This window comes from Tenacibaculum ovolyticum DSM 18103 (genome assembly GCF_000430545.1).
Taxonomy (GTDB): Bacteria; Bacteroidota; Bacteroidia; order Flavobacteriales; family Flavobacteriaceae; genus Polaribacter; species Polaribacter ovolyticus.
Window position 1 is genome coordinate 254569 of sequence record NZ_KE387165.1, and the last position, 18253, is coordinate 272821.

Annotated in this window: 13 protein-coding genes; 11 read left to right on the forward strand and 2 right to left on the reverse strand. The window is 30.0% G+C overall.

What is annotated here, in order from left to right; all coding sequences use genetic code 11:
• Positions 1–22: 22 nt before the first annotated feature.
• Together H518_RS0117510 and H518_RS0117515 are read left to right on the forward strand one after the other, a co-directional pair.
• On the forward strand, positions 23–2794 hold the full coding sequence (locus H518_RS0117510) for an outer membrane beta-barrel protein (RefSeq protein ID WP_043707259.1): 2772 nt from the start codon (positions 23–25) through the stop codon (positions 2792–2794).
• 134 nt (positions 2795–2928) lie between these two features.
• Positions 2929–5316 (forward strand): hypothetical protein, encoded by a 2388-nt coding sequence (locus tag H518_RS0117515; protein WP_028890281.1) that lies wholly within the window; start codon positions 2929–2931, stop codon positions 5314–5316.
• A 37-nt stretch (positions 5317–5353) separates the two neighbouring features.
• On the opposite strand, the gene H518_RS0117520 is transcribed toward H518_RS0117515, so the two are convergent.
• Positions 5354–6559 carry a Pycsar system effector family protein gene (locus tag H518_RS0117520; RefSeq protein ID WP_028890282.1) on the reverse strand — a complete coding sequence of 402 codons (1206 nt, stop codon included), beginning with the start codon at positions 6557–6559 and terminating at the stop codon, positions 5354–5356.
• A gap of 191 nt (positions 6560–6750) precedes the next feature.
• Between H518_RS0117520 and msrB the strand changes: the two genes are divergently transcribed.
• The 9 genes from msrB (at position 6751) to H518_RS0117565 (ending at position 16683) form a co-directional block, all read left to right on the forward strand.
• The gene (msrB, locus tag H518_RS0117525) at positions 6751–7197 is read left to right on the forward strand and encodes a peptide-methionine (R)-S-oxide reductase MsrB (protein ID WP_028890283.1); all 447 of its coding nucleotides are present in this window, start codon (positions 6751–6753) and stop codon (positions 7195–7197) included.
• Between the two features lie 34 nt (positions 7198–7231).
• The gene (msrA, locus tag H518_RS0117530; protein ID WP_028890284.1) at positions 7232–7768 is read left to right on the forward strand and encodes a peptide-methionine (S)-S-oxide reductase MsrA; all 537 of its coding nucleotides are present in this window, start codon (positions 7232–7234) and stop codon (positions 7766–7768) included.
• The gene (locus H518_RS0117535; RefSeq protein WP_028890285.1) at positions 7769–8011 is read left to right on the forward strand and encodes a glutaredoxin family protein; all 243 of its coding nucleotides are present in this window, start codon (positions 7769–7771) and stop codon (positions 8009–8011) included.
• Between the two features lie 30 nt (positions 8012–8041).
• Positions 8042–9259 carry a bifunctional alpha/beta hydrolase/OsmC family protein gene (locus tag H518_RS0117540; RefSeq protein WP_028890286.1) on the forward strand — a complete coding sequence of 406 codons (1218 nt, stop codon included), beginning with the start codon at positions 8042–8044 and terminating at the stop codon, positions 9257–9259.
• 91 nt (positions 9260–9350) lie between these two features.
• On the forward strand, positions 9351–10916 hold the full coding sequence (locus tag H518_RS0117545) for a protein adenylyltransferase SelO (protein WP_028890287.1): 1566 nt from the start codon (positions 9351–9353) through the stop codon (positions 10914–10916).
• 48 nt (positions 10917–10964) lie between these two features.
• Entirely contained in the window at positions 10965–11984 is a 1020-nt protein-coding gene (locus H518_RS0117550; protein ID WP_028890288.1) for an XdhC family protein, read from the forward strand.
• A 4-nt stretch (positions 11985–11988) separates the two neighbouring features.
• Positions 11989–12573, forward strand: a complete 585-nt coding sequence (locus H518_RS0117555) for a nucleotidyltransferase family protein (protein ID WP_028890289.1) — start codon at positions 11989–11991, stop codon at positions 12571–12573.
• A 62-nt stretch (positions 12574–12635) separates the two neighbouring features.
• Complete coding sequence (locus H518_RS0117560; protein WP_028890290.1) at positions 12636–16292, forward strand: metallophosphoesterase; 3657 nt, start codon at positions 12636–12638, stop codon at positions 16290–16292.
• 4 nt (positions 16293–16296) lie between these two features.
• A complete protein-coding gene (locus H518_RS0117565) occupies positions 16297–16683 on the forward strand; it encodes a DUF423 domain-containing protein (protein WP_043707218.1) in 387 nt (128 codons plus the stop codon).
• A 49-nt stretch (positions 16684–16732) separates the two neighbouring features.
• Here the strand turns inward: H518_RS0117565 and H518_RS0117570 are convergent, their stop codons facing one another.
• A complete protein-coding gene (locus H518_RS0117570) occupies positions 16733–18229 on the reverse strand; it encodes a M48 family metallopeptidase (protein ID WP_043707219.1) in 1497 nt (498 codons plus the stop codon).
• Between the last annotated feature and the right edge of the window lie 24 nt (positions 18230–18253).

Below are 18253 nucleotides of genomic sequence, written 5' to 3' on the forward strand. Positions count from 1 at the left end.
TAAATAATTCATGAAAAAGATTATGAAAAAACTATTTTTCGCTTTTATACTATTAATTTATGCGAATACTTTTGCTCAATCTTACCCTTTTAAAATAACAGGTAAGATTAATTCTGAAAAAGAGAAAACCCCAATTAATGCTGCTACTATTCACATAGAAAAGATTAAAGACAGCACCGTTATTTCTTACACAATATCTAATGATAAAGGCCATTTTTCATTAGAAGGAAAATCTTTTCATAAAAACTTAAAACTATTTGTTTCTTATGTAGGTATGGACACCTACTCTAAATCTATTTCATTAGGAAAAGAAACGAACTTTAATTTAGGTGTAATTAACTTAAGTGAAGAAAGTAATTTACTTAATGAAGTTATTATAAAATCTAGAGCTCCGATTACCATAAAAAAAGACACGTTAGAATTTAACGTAAAATCGTTTAAAACAAAAAAAGATGCAAACGTTGAAGATTTATTAAAAAAATTACCTGGGGTAGAAGTTGACGAAGAAGGTAAAATTACTGTAAACGGAAAACCTGTAAATAAAATTTTAGTAAACGGAAAGCCTTTTTTCGGAAACGACCCTTCTATTACAACAAAAAACTTAACAAAAGATATTATTGAAAAGGTTCAAATTATGGACACCAAGTCTAAATCTGAAGCTTTTTCTGGAGAAAAAGGAGATGAAGACAATAAAACAATTAACCTTACTATTAAAAAAGAAAATAATAAAGGTTGGTTTGGTAGAGTATCTGCAGCAACAGGAACTGATAAGCGCTACGAAGGTGCAACTATGGTAAACAGGTTTGATAACGACCAACGTTTTAGCGTTCTAGCAAGTACTAATAATATTAATTCACCAGGGTTCAGTTTTGGTGAAATTCAAAAAATGTTTGGCGGCGGAAACAATTGGGTTAGTGGTAATGGTAGTTTTAGTATTAACGGTAGACGTTTTGGTGGCGGAAGCGGAATTATAAAATCAAAAACTGCTGGAGCAACATATGCCGATAAATACGGAAAAGGCTTAGACGTAAATGCTAATTATTTTTATTCAGGAAGTTCTTCAAAAGATGCGTCAGAAAACAATAGAGAATACACCTTACCAGACAGAAAATACTTTACAAATTCAACATCTAATGCTAGCAATGAAAATCATAACCACAGCATAAGTACAGAATTTGATATTGAAATAGATTCAACTTTCTTAATTAACATACAACCTTCTTTTGTCTTTAATAAAAGAAATGGTAGCAATAACAGACAAGAAGAATCATTAGATGAGGCTAATATTTTAACTAATAGTTACAACAGTAATTCATATTCAGAATCTGAAGCAAATAATTTTAGTAACACTATTGACATTACAAAAAAAATAGGTAAGGAAGGCTCATTTATTAAAGCCTCGATTACAAATAAAGTTGATAAATCTAGTACGGAAGGAGTTAACAAATCTACTATTGAAACTTTTGGTAGTGATGCCACAATCGAAAATCGAGATCAAAAAAGTACTATATCAGATAATTTAAATGGTTTTAATACACGAATAAGCTATCGTTTGCCTTTAGTATCTAAAAAATTATTTTTAGATACTAAATATAGTTTTCGAAGAAATGAAAGAGAAAACAAAGAAGACACATACGATCTTAACAATACATCTTTACAGTATACTGATTTTAACATAGCCCAAAGTTCCGATTTCACATATAACGACATAACTAAAACACCTGCCTTAGAATTAATTTATAAAACAAAAAAATGGCGTTTTAACTTCGAAACTGGTTTCGTTAACAGAACACTTGAAAATAACGATAAGCTACGCCCTAACTTAAGCTTAAGTAAAAAATTTAACAATTTAGATTTAGATGCTGGCTTTAGATATAGATTTAATTCAAAAGCTTCTGTTTATTTTAGCTACAGATTAAACAACAACGCACCTCAGCTACGTCAAATTCAACCTTTTGAAGATGTTACAAACCCATCTAACATTATTAAAGGTAATCCTAACTTAAAGCCTAGTCAAAACCACAGGATGTATGTTAATTTTAATAAATACAACTGGCAAGCTCGTACAGGAATGTTCTTTTACGTAAGCGGTACTCTTTACAACAACCAAATTATTTCAAACACTAGTATTTCTGATAAATTTATTAGAAATTCTACTTACGAAAATAATAATGGTGGTTATGATGTATGGGGAGGCGGTAGCTACAGTAAAAAAGTTAAATTAGATTCAATTACTAGTCTTAGGTTAAAGCTTGGAGGTAATATAAGTGCCTACAAAAATTTTAATATAAATAACGGAGTTAAAGAAGGTGCAAGAACTCTTGGCTTAAGACCAAATATTGGTTTAACCTTAGATTGGAATAAAATTATATCTATAGAAACTCGTTATGACATCTCTTTCTCTAAAACCAAATACGACATAAACACAAATCAAAATCAAAACTTCACAAGACACTCTTTACGTTTTAGAACAAAAACAACCTTTCCTAAGAAGTTAGAATGGAGAAATGATGTAAAATATACTTATAATCCAAACCTTATTGGCTTTAACAAATCTGCTTGGTTCTGGAACGCAACTTTAGCATACTCTGTCTTAAAAGATCAAGGTACCATTAGTTTAAAAGCTTATGATTTATTAAACCAAAATACAAACGCACAACGTAGAGCAACTTCAAACTATATTGAAGACTCTCAAAGTACCGTATTACAACAATATTTTATGCTAGGTTTTAGCTGGAAGTTTAATAGCTTAGGTAAAAAAGGTAAAATACGTGATTTTAATATGCACTTTTAGCCTATAAATTAAGAAAGAAAAAGTCATTATTTTAAATAATGGCTTTTTCTTTCTTAACTAATGAAAGTCAAACAAAGCTAAAACGACTAACTGCCTACAATTTTGTAAATTTGCAATAGCTATAATATAATTTTATGGAAGTTAGAAAATTAGAAGAATTTAAGAATATTGAATTACCATTGCAACTAAACATTAGCTTCGCAAGAATATACACGATGCTTAAAGAGTATGCTAGTGACAACTTTAAAGACCATCCTTTTAACATCTCTGCTAATTTATTAGTAAAAGAAGTTGAAGAGCATCCTGAGCTTATTAATGGTTTTTCTGATGTTTCTTTGTTAAAAAAGCACGAAGCAATTATCGATATTTTATTAGAGGCTTTATTTCCTGAAATACTAACCTTAAATGAAATTAAAGCGGCTACAGTTCCTTTTTCTTTCACTTCTTTTAAATTCACAAAACGTTTTGAAAACATTCTTAAAAACGCAGGTGATGGATATGAATTAAAAGTTAGAAATTTTGAAGATGATAAAATGTACATCATGGCATGTACTTTTATTTTAAATACTGTTTACCAACATCCGATAGACTTAAAACGTCCTTTCTTTTTTGATATTCCTGATAAAAAAACTGAGTTAATAAAACATTATCGAGTTGCTTTTAATGGCGATTTTATGGATATTACTCCTACTGAGAATGCTCCAAAAATTACAGAAGAGGATATTAAAATTCTTTTAGATAATTATGACAATATTGATATTTGGAAAGAAAAATTCCCGTTAAACAGCTATATATTCAAAGGTTTTGGGCTTATGACCTTGTTTGATGTTACTGCTGATGAGAACATTTCATCTATAAGAACAAGTTTATTACAAAAAGATGATGGTCGTATTGTAGAAAAACTTCGTAAGGATTTAAGTGAATTTTATAATATAAAAGATTTACAAGTAGGTTTTTCAGTATTTGACACCTCTGATTTCTCTTTACAATCAACACGTATTAAAAAATCTGAAAGCATTATACTATCAGATCATGAAAAGAAAATATCATGTAACACCTTTTTTTGTAATAACATAATTAATAAAGTTTTTGAAAAGCAAGAGATAGTTGCAATCTCTGATTCTGAAAAATATGGAAGATCATCAAATGACTTTTCTAAAATCTTAAAAGAAAAAAATATTGGTAGTATTTTGTTAATACCAATTAAAGCAAATAAAAACAACGATTTAGCTTTATTAGAAATAGCTTCACCAAGAGCTTATGAATTAAATTCTGTAAATCAACAAAAGTTAAAAGACATTATTCCTGTTTTTAAAGCAGCTTTAGATCGTTCTTCTGAAGAATATTTAAATATTATAGAAGCAACAATACAAGAACATTACACCTCTTTACACCCAACTGTAAAATGGCGATTTAACGAAGCCGCAGAGCAATACCAAGCTGATTTACACTCAAAAAAAGAAAATATAAAAATTGAACAAATTGTATTTGAAAACGTATATCCTTTATACGGACAATCAGATATAAAAGGATCTTCTATTGCTAGAAATGAAGCTATTAAAGAAGATTTAATTACACAACTTAACTTAGCTATTTCAGTACTAAAAAAAGCATGTGAATCAGAAAAACTACCCATATACGATGAGTTGATGTTTCGTGTGAACGAGTACCTAAAAGAAGTTTTTAATGGTTTAAAAGCAGGAGATGAAATTGGTATACTTGATTTTTTAAAGAGAGATATTTACCCTGTTTTTACACATATTAAAGAAATAAACGCTCCTTTAGCTACTCTTGTAAACACCTACATGAGTCGTTTAGACACCAAACTACATGTTGTTTACGAAAAACGAAAAGCATATGAACAGAGTGTCACATTATTAAATGATGAGCTGTCTAATTTTATTGATTGCAGACAAGAAGACGCACAAGCAATGTTTCCCCACTACTTTGAACGATATAAAACTGATGGTGTAGAGTATAATATGTATATCGGTAAATCTTTAACCAAAGAAAAAAAGTTTGACAAACTTTTTTTATACAACCTTAGGTTATGGCAACTACAAATAATGTGTGAAATGGAAAATGTTGCAAACACTGCTCGAAAATCTATGAATCATGATTTACGTGTTGCCTCTTTAATACTTGTACACAGCAATCCTTTATCTATAAAATTTAGAATGGATGAAAAACAATTTGATGTTGATGGAGCTTATAATATTCGTTATGAAATCATAAAAAAGAGAATAGACAAAGCACATATAAACGGAACCAACGAACGTCTTACTGCTCCTGGAAAAATTGCAATTGTTTACTCTCAAGATAAAGACGCTAAAGAATATCTAAAATATATTAAATACTTACAATCTAAAAATAAGCTAGGTAAAATAGAAAAACTAGAACTAGAAAATTTACAAGGTGTTTCTGGCTTAAAAGCTTTTCGTGTAGAAGTAATTTACCAAACTGATTTTAATAGTAAAAAAACAATAACTATTGATGAATTAATAGGCGATTTTAAACAATAAAATATCTTATCACTAAATCGTGATAAGATATTTTGTTTTATACTGCGCTTACAGTTTCTTGTATTTGAAATGCAACTGCAAAGGCAACTACACTTATAATTATACCAATCATAAAAACCGTATAAGTTGTTCTTAATAATTTATACTTTCTATTTAAAACTAGCCCTAAAAAGTATAAATCTTTAGTAAGCGAACCATATAAATAATCACGGTCTTTCATCATTTCATTCATTCCCCATTCAAAATCTGGTAAATTCATTTGATGAAAATTCCCAAAAAAAAGTAAATTTACTTTCTTATTCGCTACATCTTCTTTGGTAAACTTACCTTCTGTTACGTTTGGTCGAGTTGCCATAACAGATAAAATAATAGAAGCAACTGTAAATATTATAAAAATTAATGATGGTATAATTAAATAATGATTCGACGGATTATCTAACTTAGGAATTAAAGTAGACAATGCCATAGAAATAATAATTGCATTTACTGACAATAAAATATTTGCTTTCGTATCAGCAATATCACTTAAAGTGATGTGGTTTCTTAAAGCAACACGAAACATTGTTTCGATACCACGCTCTGGTAACTCAACTTTATTTTTCTTAAACGCTAACTCTTCTTTTTTCTGTTTTAACTTTACACCCTCTTGTGTTATTTTTTTTTGATCTTTTAACAACTGGGCTAAATTCTTACTTTCTCCCTTACTCCAATTTTTAGCAGCAAAATCAGTGTAAAATCGATGATTTGTTAAAAATTGAATATTTTCTTCATTCCACTTTGCATCAGAAACAACATATCCTTTTGTTAACTCCCATTCTTTACGTAGCAAAGAAGTATAATCACCAAAATTTTTGCTTCCTATATGAGCACAATCTGCATCACGAATAACTTTCTCTAATTCATTTAATGGGCTCACTCCCATTTTTGTTGCAAAGATGAGTTTTGAAACCGTCTGAATAACATCATCAGACACTTTATGCTTTCTTAAAAAAACCTCAGCTACCTTAATACTTTCTTCTTCATGATTTTCTATTGATTCCATATAGCCTACATCATGAAACCAAGCTGCTATGAGTACTATTTCTGCAGACTTTTCATCAATAGCCATTCCCTCAATTAATTCTTTTGTTTTTTCAACAACACGTTGTGTATGAGAAATGGAATGATAAACAAATGATGCTTTTAAATTCTCATTTAAAAGATTAATCACAAATTTTTCTACTTCAATCAATAAATCTTTCATCAAAAAAGTTTTTGCTAAATTAAATATAATATTTAACTCTTATTAAACGTAAGTTTGACGTGATTAAAACGACTACCTTACTATAAAAATAATATAGTACAAAATCAATATCATCAATTGATAATGTACTATATTTTTTGTTCAATTTTTCATATTTTTAATAACAAAATAATTAAAGAAAGAACCCTGATATGCTAACTTGGAAAAAAATTATACATTTTGCCGTAAACGGAAATCCAACACCTATAAAAAGAGTTTATAAAACTGAAGCTGAATGGCAGAAATTACTAACACCTGAACAATATAGAATTACACGTTTAAAAGGAACTGAGCGTCCTTTCTCAGGCGAATTATGTACTTCTTATGATGAAGGTAAATATAATTGCATTTGTTGTGATACTCCTTTATTTGATTCAACAATTAAATTTGACTCAAGTTCTGGCTGGCCTAGTTTTACCCAACCAATTACAGAAAATGCAATTCAATATCATAGAGATATAACATTAGGAATGGTTCGCGTAGAAGTTTTATGTAATACTTGCGATGCTCATTTAGGTCATGTTTTTCCTGATGGTCCAGAACCTAGTGGGTTAAGATATTGTATTAATTCAGAATCTATGCAACTAGATAAAAAGTAGTATCAATTTAAAACACAATGTTATTCCGAATAAAATGAATAAAGATTTACAACTAGCTACCTTAGGTGGTGGATGTTTTTGGTGTACCGAAGCCGTTTTTCAAGAAGTAAAAGGAGTTGAAAAAATTATTTCTGGTTATGCAGGGGGAAATGCTCCTGGTCACCCAACATATCGTGAAGTTTGTTCTGGTTTAACAGGGCATGCAGAAGTTATACAAATTACTTTTGATGCAGCTGTTATTTCATATCAAGACATATTAGTTATTTTTATGACAACACACGACCCTACAACGTTAAATAGACAAGGTGCCGATCGTGGAACAGCATATCGTTCTGTTATTTTTTATCATAACGATACTCAAAAGGAAGTTGCAGAAATAATTGCTAAAGAAGTTACTCCTTATTATGAAAATCCAATCGTAACAGAAATTAGTTCTTATACTATTTTTTATGAAGCTGAAGCTGCACATCAAAATTATTATAGAGAAAATCAAACGCAAGGTTATTGCAGTTTTGTAATTACCCCCAAATTAGCAAAACTTCGCAAACTACATGCTCATAAACTAAAATAAATGACTATTAAATTATATGGAGCTGAAAGGTGCCATAAAACACAATACTATAAAACTTTTTTTAAAACGCGTAATTTACATTACGCGTTTTTAGATGTTGAGAAAAATGAAATATTTGCTGAAGAACTAAGAGATTTATACGAAAACAGAAAGCTTAATTTTCCGACAATTCTTATCGGTAAGAAAAAGTTAAGAAATCCGACTGAGAAAGAATTAAATAAATGGCTAGAAAAATTTATTTAGCTATAAAACCTATTCAAATTCTGATTGAAAATGAAAAATATTAATTTAAATATCACAAATAAAAAAGGGCATAAACTACAAGCTTATTTAGAATTGCCTGCCAATCAAAAACCACAGTACTTTGCCATTTTTGCCCATTGTTTTACCTGTAGCAGTACTTTAGGAGCCGTTAAAAATATAAGTAAAACTTTAACCAAACATGGTTTTGGTGTTTTACGTTTTGATTTTACCGGACTAGGACGTAGTGAAGGCGATTTCTCTGAAAGTCACTTTTCTGCAAATGTTGACGATTTAATTGCTGTAAATAATCATTTAACAGAACACTATAAAGCACCTAGTTTATTAATTGGTCATTCATTAGGAGGCGCAGCAGTTATTGTTGCTGCTTCAAAAATAAAAAACATTAAAGCAGTTGCTACCGTTGGAGCTCCCGCTAATGTAAGCCATGTAAAACATTTATTTTCTCATGGAATAGAAGAGGTTAAATTAAAAGGAAATATTGAAGTAAATATTGGAGGGAGACCTTTTAAAATTAATGAAGAATTTGTTACTGATTTCGATAAGACTAATTTACCCGAAATTACTAAAAACCTAAAAAAACCAATTCTTATTTTACATTCTCCTATTGATAGTATTGTAGGTATTAATAATGCTCAAGAACTTTATTTAAACGCACATCATCCTAAAAGCTTTGTTAGTTTAGACAATGCAGATCATTTACTCTCTAAAGCAACAGATAGCATTTATGCAGGTAATATTATTGGTGCTTGGGTAACAAGATATTTCCCGAAACTAGAAAATAAAAATTTAGATACAAATGAAGAACAACTTGTAGGGCATCTTAATTTAATAGAAGATAATTTTACAACTACAATTCAATCTAAAAACCACACACTAATTGCTGATGAACCAGCATCTATTGGTGGAAATAATTTTGGTCCTTCGCCTTACGAATATTTAAGTACAGCTTTAATTGCCTGCACAGCAATGACACTTAAAATGTATGCTGAACGTAAAAAATGGGATTTAAAAGAGGTTTTTGTATATGTTACACATTCAAAAAAACACAGTGACGATTTAGGAATAGAACTAGAAAAACCTACCTTTTTAGACCACATAGATAAAAAATTAAAGTTTGTTGGTAATTTAGACGAAAAACAGATTAATAGATTAAAACAAATAGCATCTAAATGCCCCGTACATAAAACCTTAGAGAGTAAAGTTATTTTTAACACAACCATTCAATAAAACAAAATTAGAAACATTAAAAGAGTGTGTTTTAATATGTAAAATTTGTAAAACATCGTTTAAATAATTTTGATACAATTATCTTTGTAAAATGAAGCTTAACATTCAAGATACTTTTAATAAACAATTACCTGCCGATAAAATTTTAGACAACTCTAGACGACAAGTTTTAGATGCTTGCTTTTCATTTGTTGAACCTAAAAAAACAGCAGCCCCTAAATTACTACACACTTCTAACGAAATGCTAGAAGCAATAGGACTTACTAGAGATGATGCTAAATCTGATGAATTCTTAGCTGTTTTCTCAGGTAATAAAGTACTAGAAAACACGCATCCGTTTGCAATGTGTTATGGCGGGCATCAATTTGGCAATTGGGCTGGTCAGTTAGGTGATGGTCGTGCCATTAATTTAACCGAAGTTGTACACAATAATAAACGCTGGGCAATTCAATTAAAAGGTTCAGGTGAAACACCATATTCTAGAACGGCAGATGGTTTAGCTGTATTACGATCATCAATTAGAGAATATTTGTGTAGTGAAGCAATGTTTCATTTAGGTGTTCCTACAACGCGTGCTTTATCTTTAAGTTTATCTGGCGATGAAGTTTTACGAGATGTATTATACAACGGTAATCCTGCCTACGAAAAAGGAGCAATTGTTTCTCGTTTAGCCCCAAGTTTTATTCGTTTTGGAAGTTTTGAAATTTTATCATCAAGAAAAAACACTCCAGCATTAGAAATGTTGGTTGATTATACTATTAAATATTTTTACCCTGAAATTACATCCGAAGGAAAACAAAAGTATCTTGATTTTTTAACTGAAGTAAGAAATCGTACAATCGATATGATTGTGCATTGGCAGCGCGTTGGTTTTGTACATGGTGTTATGAATACCGACAACATGTCTATTTTAGGTTTAACTATAGATTATGGCCCTTATGGTTGGCTAGAAGGCTATGATGCTGGCTGGACACCAAATACAACAGATAACCAACATAAGCGATACCGTTACGGAAATCAAGCACAAATAGGTTTGTGGAACTTGTTTCAATTAGCAAATGCTTTGTACCCTATTATTGAAGAAGTAGCGCCTATACAAGAAATTTTAGATGAATACTCTGAGATTTATAACAAAAAACAACATCAGATGATGAAATCGAAACTTGGTTTATTTTCTGATGATGCAAACGACAAGGAATTAATTGGCAGATTAGAAGAAACCTTACAGTTAACTGAAACTGACATGACGTTATTTTTTAGAAACTTGTCAAATATTTCAACAGAAGATACTTTTAACGACGCCTTTAAAAAAGTTGAAGTTGCTTTTTATAAAATTGAAGAACTTACTAATGAATTAAAAAATCACTGGAAAGATTGGTTTACTCGTTATTTAAAAAGGTTAAAGCACGAGAATATTACAGATTCTGAAAGAAAAGAAAAAATGGATTTAACGAATCCAAAATATGTGTTACGAAATTATATGGCTCAATTAGCAATTGACGCTGCAGATAAAGGAGATTATACTTTAATTGACGATTTATACCAGTTATTAAAAAATCCATATTCAGAACAAATAACACATGAAAAATGGTTTGCTAAAAGACCAGAATGGGCACGTCATAAAGTTGGTTGTTCAGCACTAAGTTGTAGTTCTTAAAAATTTGTACATTTATATCAATTCGGATATAGAAACTCACACTACTAAATGACGCACGAATTTAAGGAAATTGTACAGCAAGCTTTTATTAACCAACAGAATGGGATACAAAACGTATTAGCAACTGTTGTTGATTTAGATGGTTCTTCGTACAGAAAACCTGGAGTTAGAATGTTATTATCTTCTAACGGAAAAATAACTGGCGCCGTTAGTGGTGGTTGTGTAGAAAAAGAAGTGCAACGAAGAGCCTATTCTGTTTTTAAAAATGGAAAAGCAAAAATAATTGCTTATGATGGTCGGTACAGATTAGGTTGTGAAGGGGTTTTATATATTTTATTAGAGCCTTTTAAAATAACAACTCCTTTTATTGATGCTTTTCATGATACTTTAACAAATAGAAAACCATTTAAAATTCAATCTTTTTATGATAAAAAAGATGAAGTTTTTGGAGAATTTGGTTCTTTAATTCAGTTTCATGACACTCGAAAATTCACTTTTTCTGATGCTTTTAATCCAACAGTAAAAAACAAAACATTAGTTTTCGAGCAAGTTTTACAACCTTTATTCCGTTTATTAATTCTCGGAGGAGAACATGATGCTGTAAAATTATGCAAGCAAGCATCTCTATTAGGCTGGGAAGTTGATGTAATTACTTCTATAAAAGACCCTAAACAATTACTCGATTTTCCTAGCGCAAAATCGGTAACAGCTCAAACTCCAGAAACGATTCATTTAAACGATATAAATGAAAATACAGCGATTGTAATTATGAATCATAATTTTACATACGACCTTCGCTGGCTAGTAAAACTACAAGAAGAAAACCCTGTTTATATTGGTATTTTGGGTGCTGCAAAACGTAGAGAAAAATTATTAAATGAGTTATTTAATTTTGCTCCAGAAATACGTGATGTTTTTTTAGAAAAAATCCATACACCAGCCGGGCTAAATATTGGTGCTGAAACTCCTGAAGAAATTGCGCTATCTATTTTAGCTGAAATTTTATCAGTAATTCGTAAAAAAGAAGTTTTTTCATTGAAAAAAATAACTGGTAAAATACATACCTAAATCAATGGCAAAAACTGCAATTTTAATACTCGCTGCAGGTAATTCTTCTCGAATGGGAACTGCAAAACAATTACTTCCTTATAAACAAACAACATTATTAGGCTGGTCTATTAAACAAGCACAAAAATCGAAAGCTTGCGATGTTTATTGTGTTTTAGGTGCAAATGCTGAAACTATAAAGAAACAAATTGATAATACTTCTATTAAAATAATAATCAACCCTAATTACAATGATGGTTTAAGTACTAGTATTGTTTTTGGTGTAAATTATTTAATGGATAAAAAAATAGATTCAATATTAATTATGTTAGCAGATCAACCAAATGTAACTACTAATTACTTAAACGAGATGCTAGCTATTTACAAAGAGAATCCTACTAAAACAATAGCATCTAATTATAAAAACAAAACTGGGGTTCCAGCTATTTTTCCGAAATCTAATTTTAATAAATTACTAAATTTAAAGGGAGATAAAGGAGCAAAAGAGCTATTAAATGAACAATCATCAGAAATCATAAAAATGAAACCCTTTTGTTTAATTGATATCGATACTAATGAAGATTATCAAAACCTTAGTAAGCAAGGTTAAATATATTTAAGCCCATTGGTTTCAAGAATATAAATTACTTTTACAATCCAATTGATTAACTTATGAATTTTAGATCTTTTCTATATTTTACGACAGTCGTTTTATTAACTGGTTGCGCTACCTATAAAGCTCAATATGCAACGAAAGAAAAAACTGAAAAAATAAATTCTAATAAAAAAATTATACACTCTTTTTATTTAATTGGAGATGCAGGAAATTCTAATTTAGGATCTGTATCACCAGCACTAGCGTATTTAAATAAACATATTAGTAAAGCTGATAAAAACGCTACATTACTTTTTTTAGGTGATAATGTATATGAAACAGGAGTTCCTTTTAAAACATCTGAACAATATCCTTTAGCAAAACACAGAATTAAAGCACAAACTTCTATTGCAAAAAAATTTGCTGGTAGGTCTATCTTTATCCCAGGGAATCATGATTGGTATAATGGCTTAGATGGATTAAAAAGAGAAGAGAAATTAGTAGAAAAAGCATTGGGCAAAAATTCTTTTTTACCAGAAAATGGGTGCCCTTTAAAAAAAGTAAACATTTCTAAAGATGTTGTTTTAATTATTGTTGATACACATTGGTATGTTACTAATTGGGATAACCACCCAAAAATAAACGACAATTGTGAAATAAAAACAAGGATAAAGTTTTTTGAAGAATTTAAAGGTTTAATTAAAAAAGCAAGGGGCAAAACAACTGTTATCGCATTACATCATCCAATGTTTACAAATGGTCCTCATGGTGGTTATTATTCTTTTAAAAGTCATATGAAACCGCTTCCTGTTTTAGGAACTCTAAAAAATATTTTAAGAAAAACAACGGGAATCACAAATACCGATTTACAAAATAAAAAATACAACGAACTTAAAAAACGCATTGTAACCTTAGCTAAAGAAAACGATAAAACAATTTTTGTTTCTGGTCATGAGCATAGTTTACAATATATTGTTGAAGACAATATTCCGCAGATAATTAGTGGTTCTGGTTCAAAAACTACTGCTACCAAATTAGCAGGCGGTGCAAAATTCACTTATGGAGGGCAAGGTTATGCTAAATTAGATATTTATAAAGACGGCTCTTCTAATGTAAGTTTTTATGCTGTTAATGAAGATAAAGTGGTGTACCAAACCAATGTTTTAGCACCTAATAAAAAGAAAACATTTACAACATATCCTGATCGTAAAATTACAGAAAAAGCTGCGTCAATTTATACTGATAAAGAGGTTACAAAAGGAGGTATCTACGAATATTTTTGGGGGAAACGATATCGAAAATATTTTGGAACGAAAGTTACAGCACCAATAGTAAATTTAGACACCCTTTTTGGAGGTTTAAGACCTGTAAGAAAAGGTGGTGGAAATCAATCTAAATCCTTACGATTACGAGATAAAAATGGAAGTGAATATGTAATGCGAGCTTTACGTAAAAATGCTGTTCAATACTTACAAGCTGTTGCTTTTAAAGATCAATATTTAAATGGTCAACTAGATGAAACCTATACTGAAGGCTTATTACTAGATGCTTTTACAGGTTCGCATCCGTATGCACCATTTACTATCGGAGCTTTATCTGACGCTGTAGGTATTTATCATACAAATCCCGTTTTATATTATGTACCTAAACAAAATGCGCTGGGATCTTTTAATTCAGGTTTTGGTGATGAATTGTATATGATTGAAGAGCGTGCAGCTTCTGGACATGGTGATAAGGCTAGTTTTGGTTTTTCTAATAAGGTAATTAGCACTGATGATTTATTAAAGAATTTATCTAAAAATGAGAAACACAAAATAGATGAAGCTTCTTATATTAAAGCTCGTTTATTTGATATGTTAATTGGAGATTGGGACAGACACGAAGATCAATGGCGTTGGGCTACTTTTAAAGAAAATGGGTATACTATTTATCGCCCTATTCCTAGAGATAGAGATCAGGCATTTTCTATTATGGGAGATGGTGCTTTATTAAATTTTGCTACAAAAATGGTTCCTGCTTTACGTTTAATGCAAGCTTACCAGGAAGATTTAAAAAGCCCGAAGTGGTTTAATTTAGAGCCTTATCCATTAGACATGTCTTTAATTAATCAATCTGATAAAAGTATTTGGGACGCACAGGTAAAACATATTATTACTAATATAACCGATGAAATTATTGATGCTTCTTTTGCGAACTTCCCTAATGAAGTTCAAGGTGAAACCATAAAAATAATTAAAAATAAATTACAAGGAAGAAGAAGAAATTTACAGAAAATATCTGATACTTATTTTAAACACATTAATAAATTTCAAGTAATTAAAGGTACTAACAAAGATGATTGGTTTGAAATTAACCGCTTACCTAACGGACAAACAAAAGTTATTGCTTACAGAATTAAAAAAGGAAAGAAAGCTACTATTTTTCATAACAGAACATACAATCATATTAAAACTAAAGAGATTTGGGTATATGGTTTAGATGATGATGATATGTTTGTTGTAAAAGGCAATGGAGATAATTTAATTAAACTTCGAATTGTTGGTGGTCAAAATAATGACAGTTACAATATTATTAATGGTAAAAGAGTAACTATTTACGACCATAAAACAAAGAAAAACACATTTATTACCAAAAAAGGAAACAAAAAGCTAACGGATGATTACGAAACAAATGTTTACAATTATAAAAAATTAAAAAACAACTCAAATGTTTTAAGTCCGCTTATTGGAGCGAATCCAGATGATGGATTTAAAATAGGATTCTCTAACATTTATACAGCTAATGGTTTTGAAAGAAATCCGTTTACATCACAACACATTCTATCTGGTGCCTATTATTTTGCTACTAATGGGTTTGAGTTAAATTATTCTAGTGAATTTGCGAATGTTATAGGAAACTGGAACCTTGGTTTAAATGCAATGTATACAAGTCCTAATTATGCTATGAACTTCTTCGGGTTAGGTAATAACACAAAAAACTTGCAAGCTGATGATGTTGTAAATAAAGATTACAATCGTGTAAAAATAAGAAAAGCTATAGCTGGTTTATCGATACATTGGAAAGGTGATTTGGGAGCAAAAATAAAATTAGGCTTAAACTACCAATCTTTTAAAATTGATAAAACTCTTAATAGGTTTATTGCAGCACAAGCTGTTAATTTTAATACTCAAAATTTCTTAAATGCAGAAGCTAGTTATAGCTTTGAAAACACTGACAACCCTGCTTTTACAACAATAGGAATGAAAACAGCTTTACAAGTTGGTTATACTGCTAATTTAAAAAGAAATAATAAATTTGGCTACGCTATTCCTTCTATCTCATTTGACTATAAATTAGTTCCTAGCGGTCAGGTAGTTTTAGCTACAAAATTTAAAGGTCATTTTACTTTTGGTGATAATTTTGAATTTTATCAAGGAGCCAATTTAGGTGCAAATAATGGTTTACGTGGTTACAGAAATGAACGTTTTATAGGTAAAAATGCGTTTTATCATAGTTCAGATATTCGTTTAAATTTAAGAAAGTTAAAAACTGGCTTATTACCACTACATGTTGGAATTTATGGTGGTTTTGATTATGGTAAAGTATGGTTAGAAAATATAGATTCAAAAAAATGGAATACTTCTATTGGTGGAGGAGTTTTCTTTAACGCAGCTAATATGATGACTGCAAATATTTCTGCCTTTAATAGTAATGATGGTTTACGAATAGCTTTTGCTATGGGATTTAATTTTTAATTTTATGATAACACAACAAGTAGTATTAATATCTGGAGCTTTATTTGGAATGCTCGCTGTAATTTTTGGAGCCTTTGGAGCGCACGCTTTAAAGAAAATTTTATCTGAAGACCAGCTAAAATCGTTTGAAACAGGTGTAAAATATCAAATGTATCACGCAATTGTTTTATTATTTGTAGGAAGCTATTTTAAAGGCTCAAATCAATTAATGAACTATTCTTTTATTTTTGGTATCATTCTTTTTTCTTTTAGTATTTACGGATTGGTCTTATCTGACGCAAAAGGCAAAAAAATGAAATTCCTTGGGCCAATAACGCCATTAGGAGGTTTATTATTGGTTACTGGATGGGCTACATTAATATACCAAATAAGTCAAACTGTAAACTTTTAACAGCTTACAGTTTGACAGCAAAATAAGCCTCATGAGGATAAGGATATTTTTAATCTACATTTTGAGCATCACTAATCACTCTATCTATAAACTCTGTTTTTATATATAGCTGTTTTGCTAAATTATGTAGCACATTTACTTCTTCTTCATCTATTTGACCATCTGCATACGAGATTATAGATAAATCTCTAAGCATATTTAATTTTTGCATTACAGATAGTACAACATCTAATTCTTTTGCTAAATCAATTATCTCTGTAATAATATCATCTTCTGTTAATCCTTTAACTGTTAACATACATTCTGCAAAAATTGCAGGAGAAACAATACTACTTAAGGCTTGTATTTCAGAATCGTCTACGGTTCCATCAGCTTTAGAAATCATGTATCCACCTAAAAACATAAAACGTTGTATTTTATCAGAATGCTCAGTTTCATTTTCTAAATCTTCTGGTTCCATTAGAGATAAAATTCGTTTAATTTCTAACTCCATAGCTTCTTCTGTAATCTCTCCTTTTATAGATGGATTAAATAAACCATAGGTTTCACTTTTATTAAACAACTCTAGCGCTTTAATTCTAAGTGGACTAAACGGATGACTACTATACCAATCTGAAGGATCGTGTGTATCGTCTTTTAAAACTGCTTCTAAATCTGAAAACTGTTCTATGTATGCGTTTAGTTTAAAATCTAATGAATCTGTAGTTACTCCTGATGATAGTTTAAAAAATGTACGCCCTGCTGCTTCAAAGCTTTGACAACATAACAACCCTGCCCTATCTGCACTAATTTCGGCATTTCTATTCCATGCATATAATTTCATTGCATAGATTGGCGCTAATTCGTTTTCTCCTTCATCTAAAATGTGCTTAACTGGATAGTTAAAATGCTCAAAAAGCACATGCCCAATTTCATGACCTACCACAAAGGCCAATTCATCCTTTTTAAAACGCTCTAAAAGACCAGAAGATAAAATAATGTATAATTTGTCTTCATCTGGCGGATAACAAGCTGCATTAAAAGTATCACTTTGATATACAAAAAATTCTATATCAGATTTCAACTTTAAAACCTCTTTACAATGCAAACCTATTTCATGTAAAACAGGTGCCAAGGTTTTTGTTAATCGTAAACTTGATTTTAATAAATGACGACGTGATTTAAAAACAGGGTTGTTATCTTTTATTTTGGTTAATATTTTTTGAATTAACTCATCTTCTTGAAAAGTTAAAACATAATCTCTATCACCATCATAAACCAACGCATTTAAATCAATATCCGCTCTAGAATTATCATAAACCTCAACGATATTTTCAGTAATATTTTTTAAATTTAAGGCATTTATTGTTTCAATACCCTTTGTATATTGTTCTATTAATTGTTGTGCTGTATCCTGAAAAGCAGTACTTACGGCTTGTAATTTTTCTGTGTCACCATTTGCTTGTGCTGCTGCTAAATCTTCTAGCATCTTATTCTGAGCAATAGTAAGTGCTTCTTGATGCTCTTTTTCTAATTCAGTTAAACTTTTAGATTTATATTCGTTCATTTTTTTTATTTAAAATATTATACT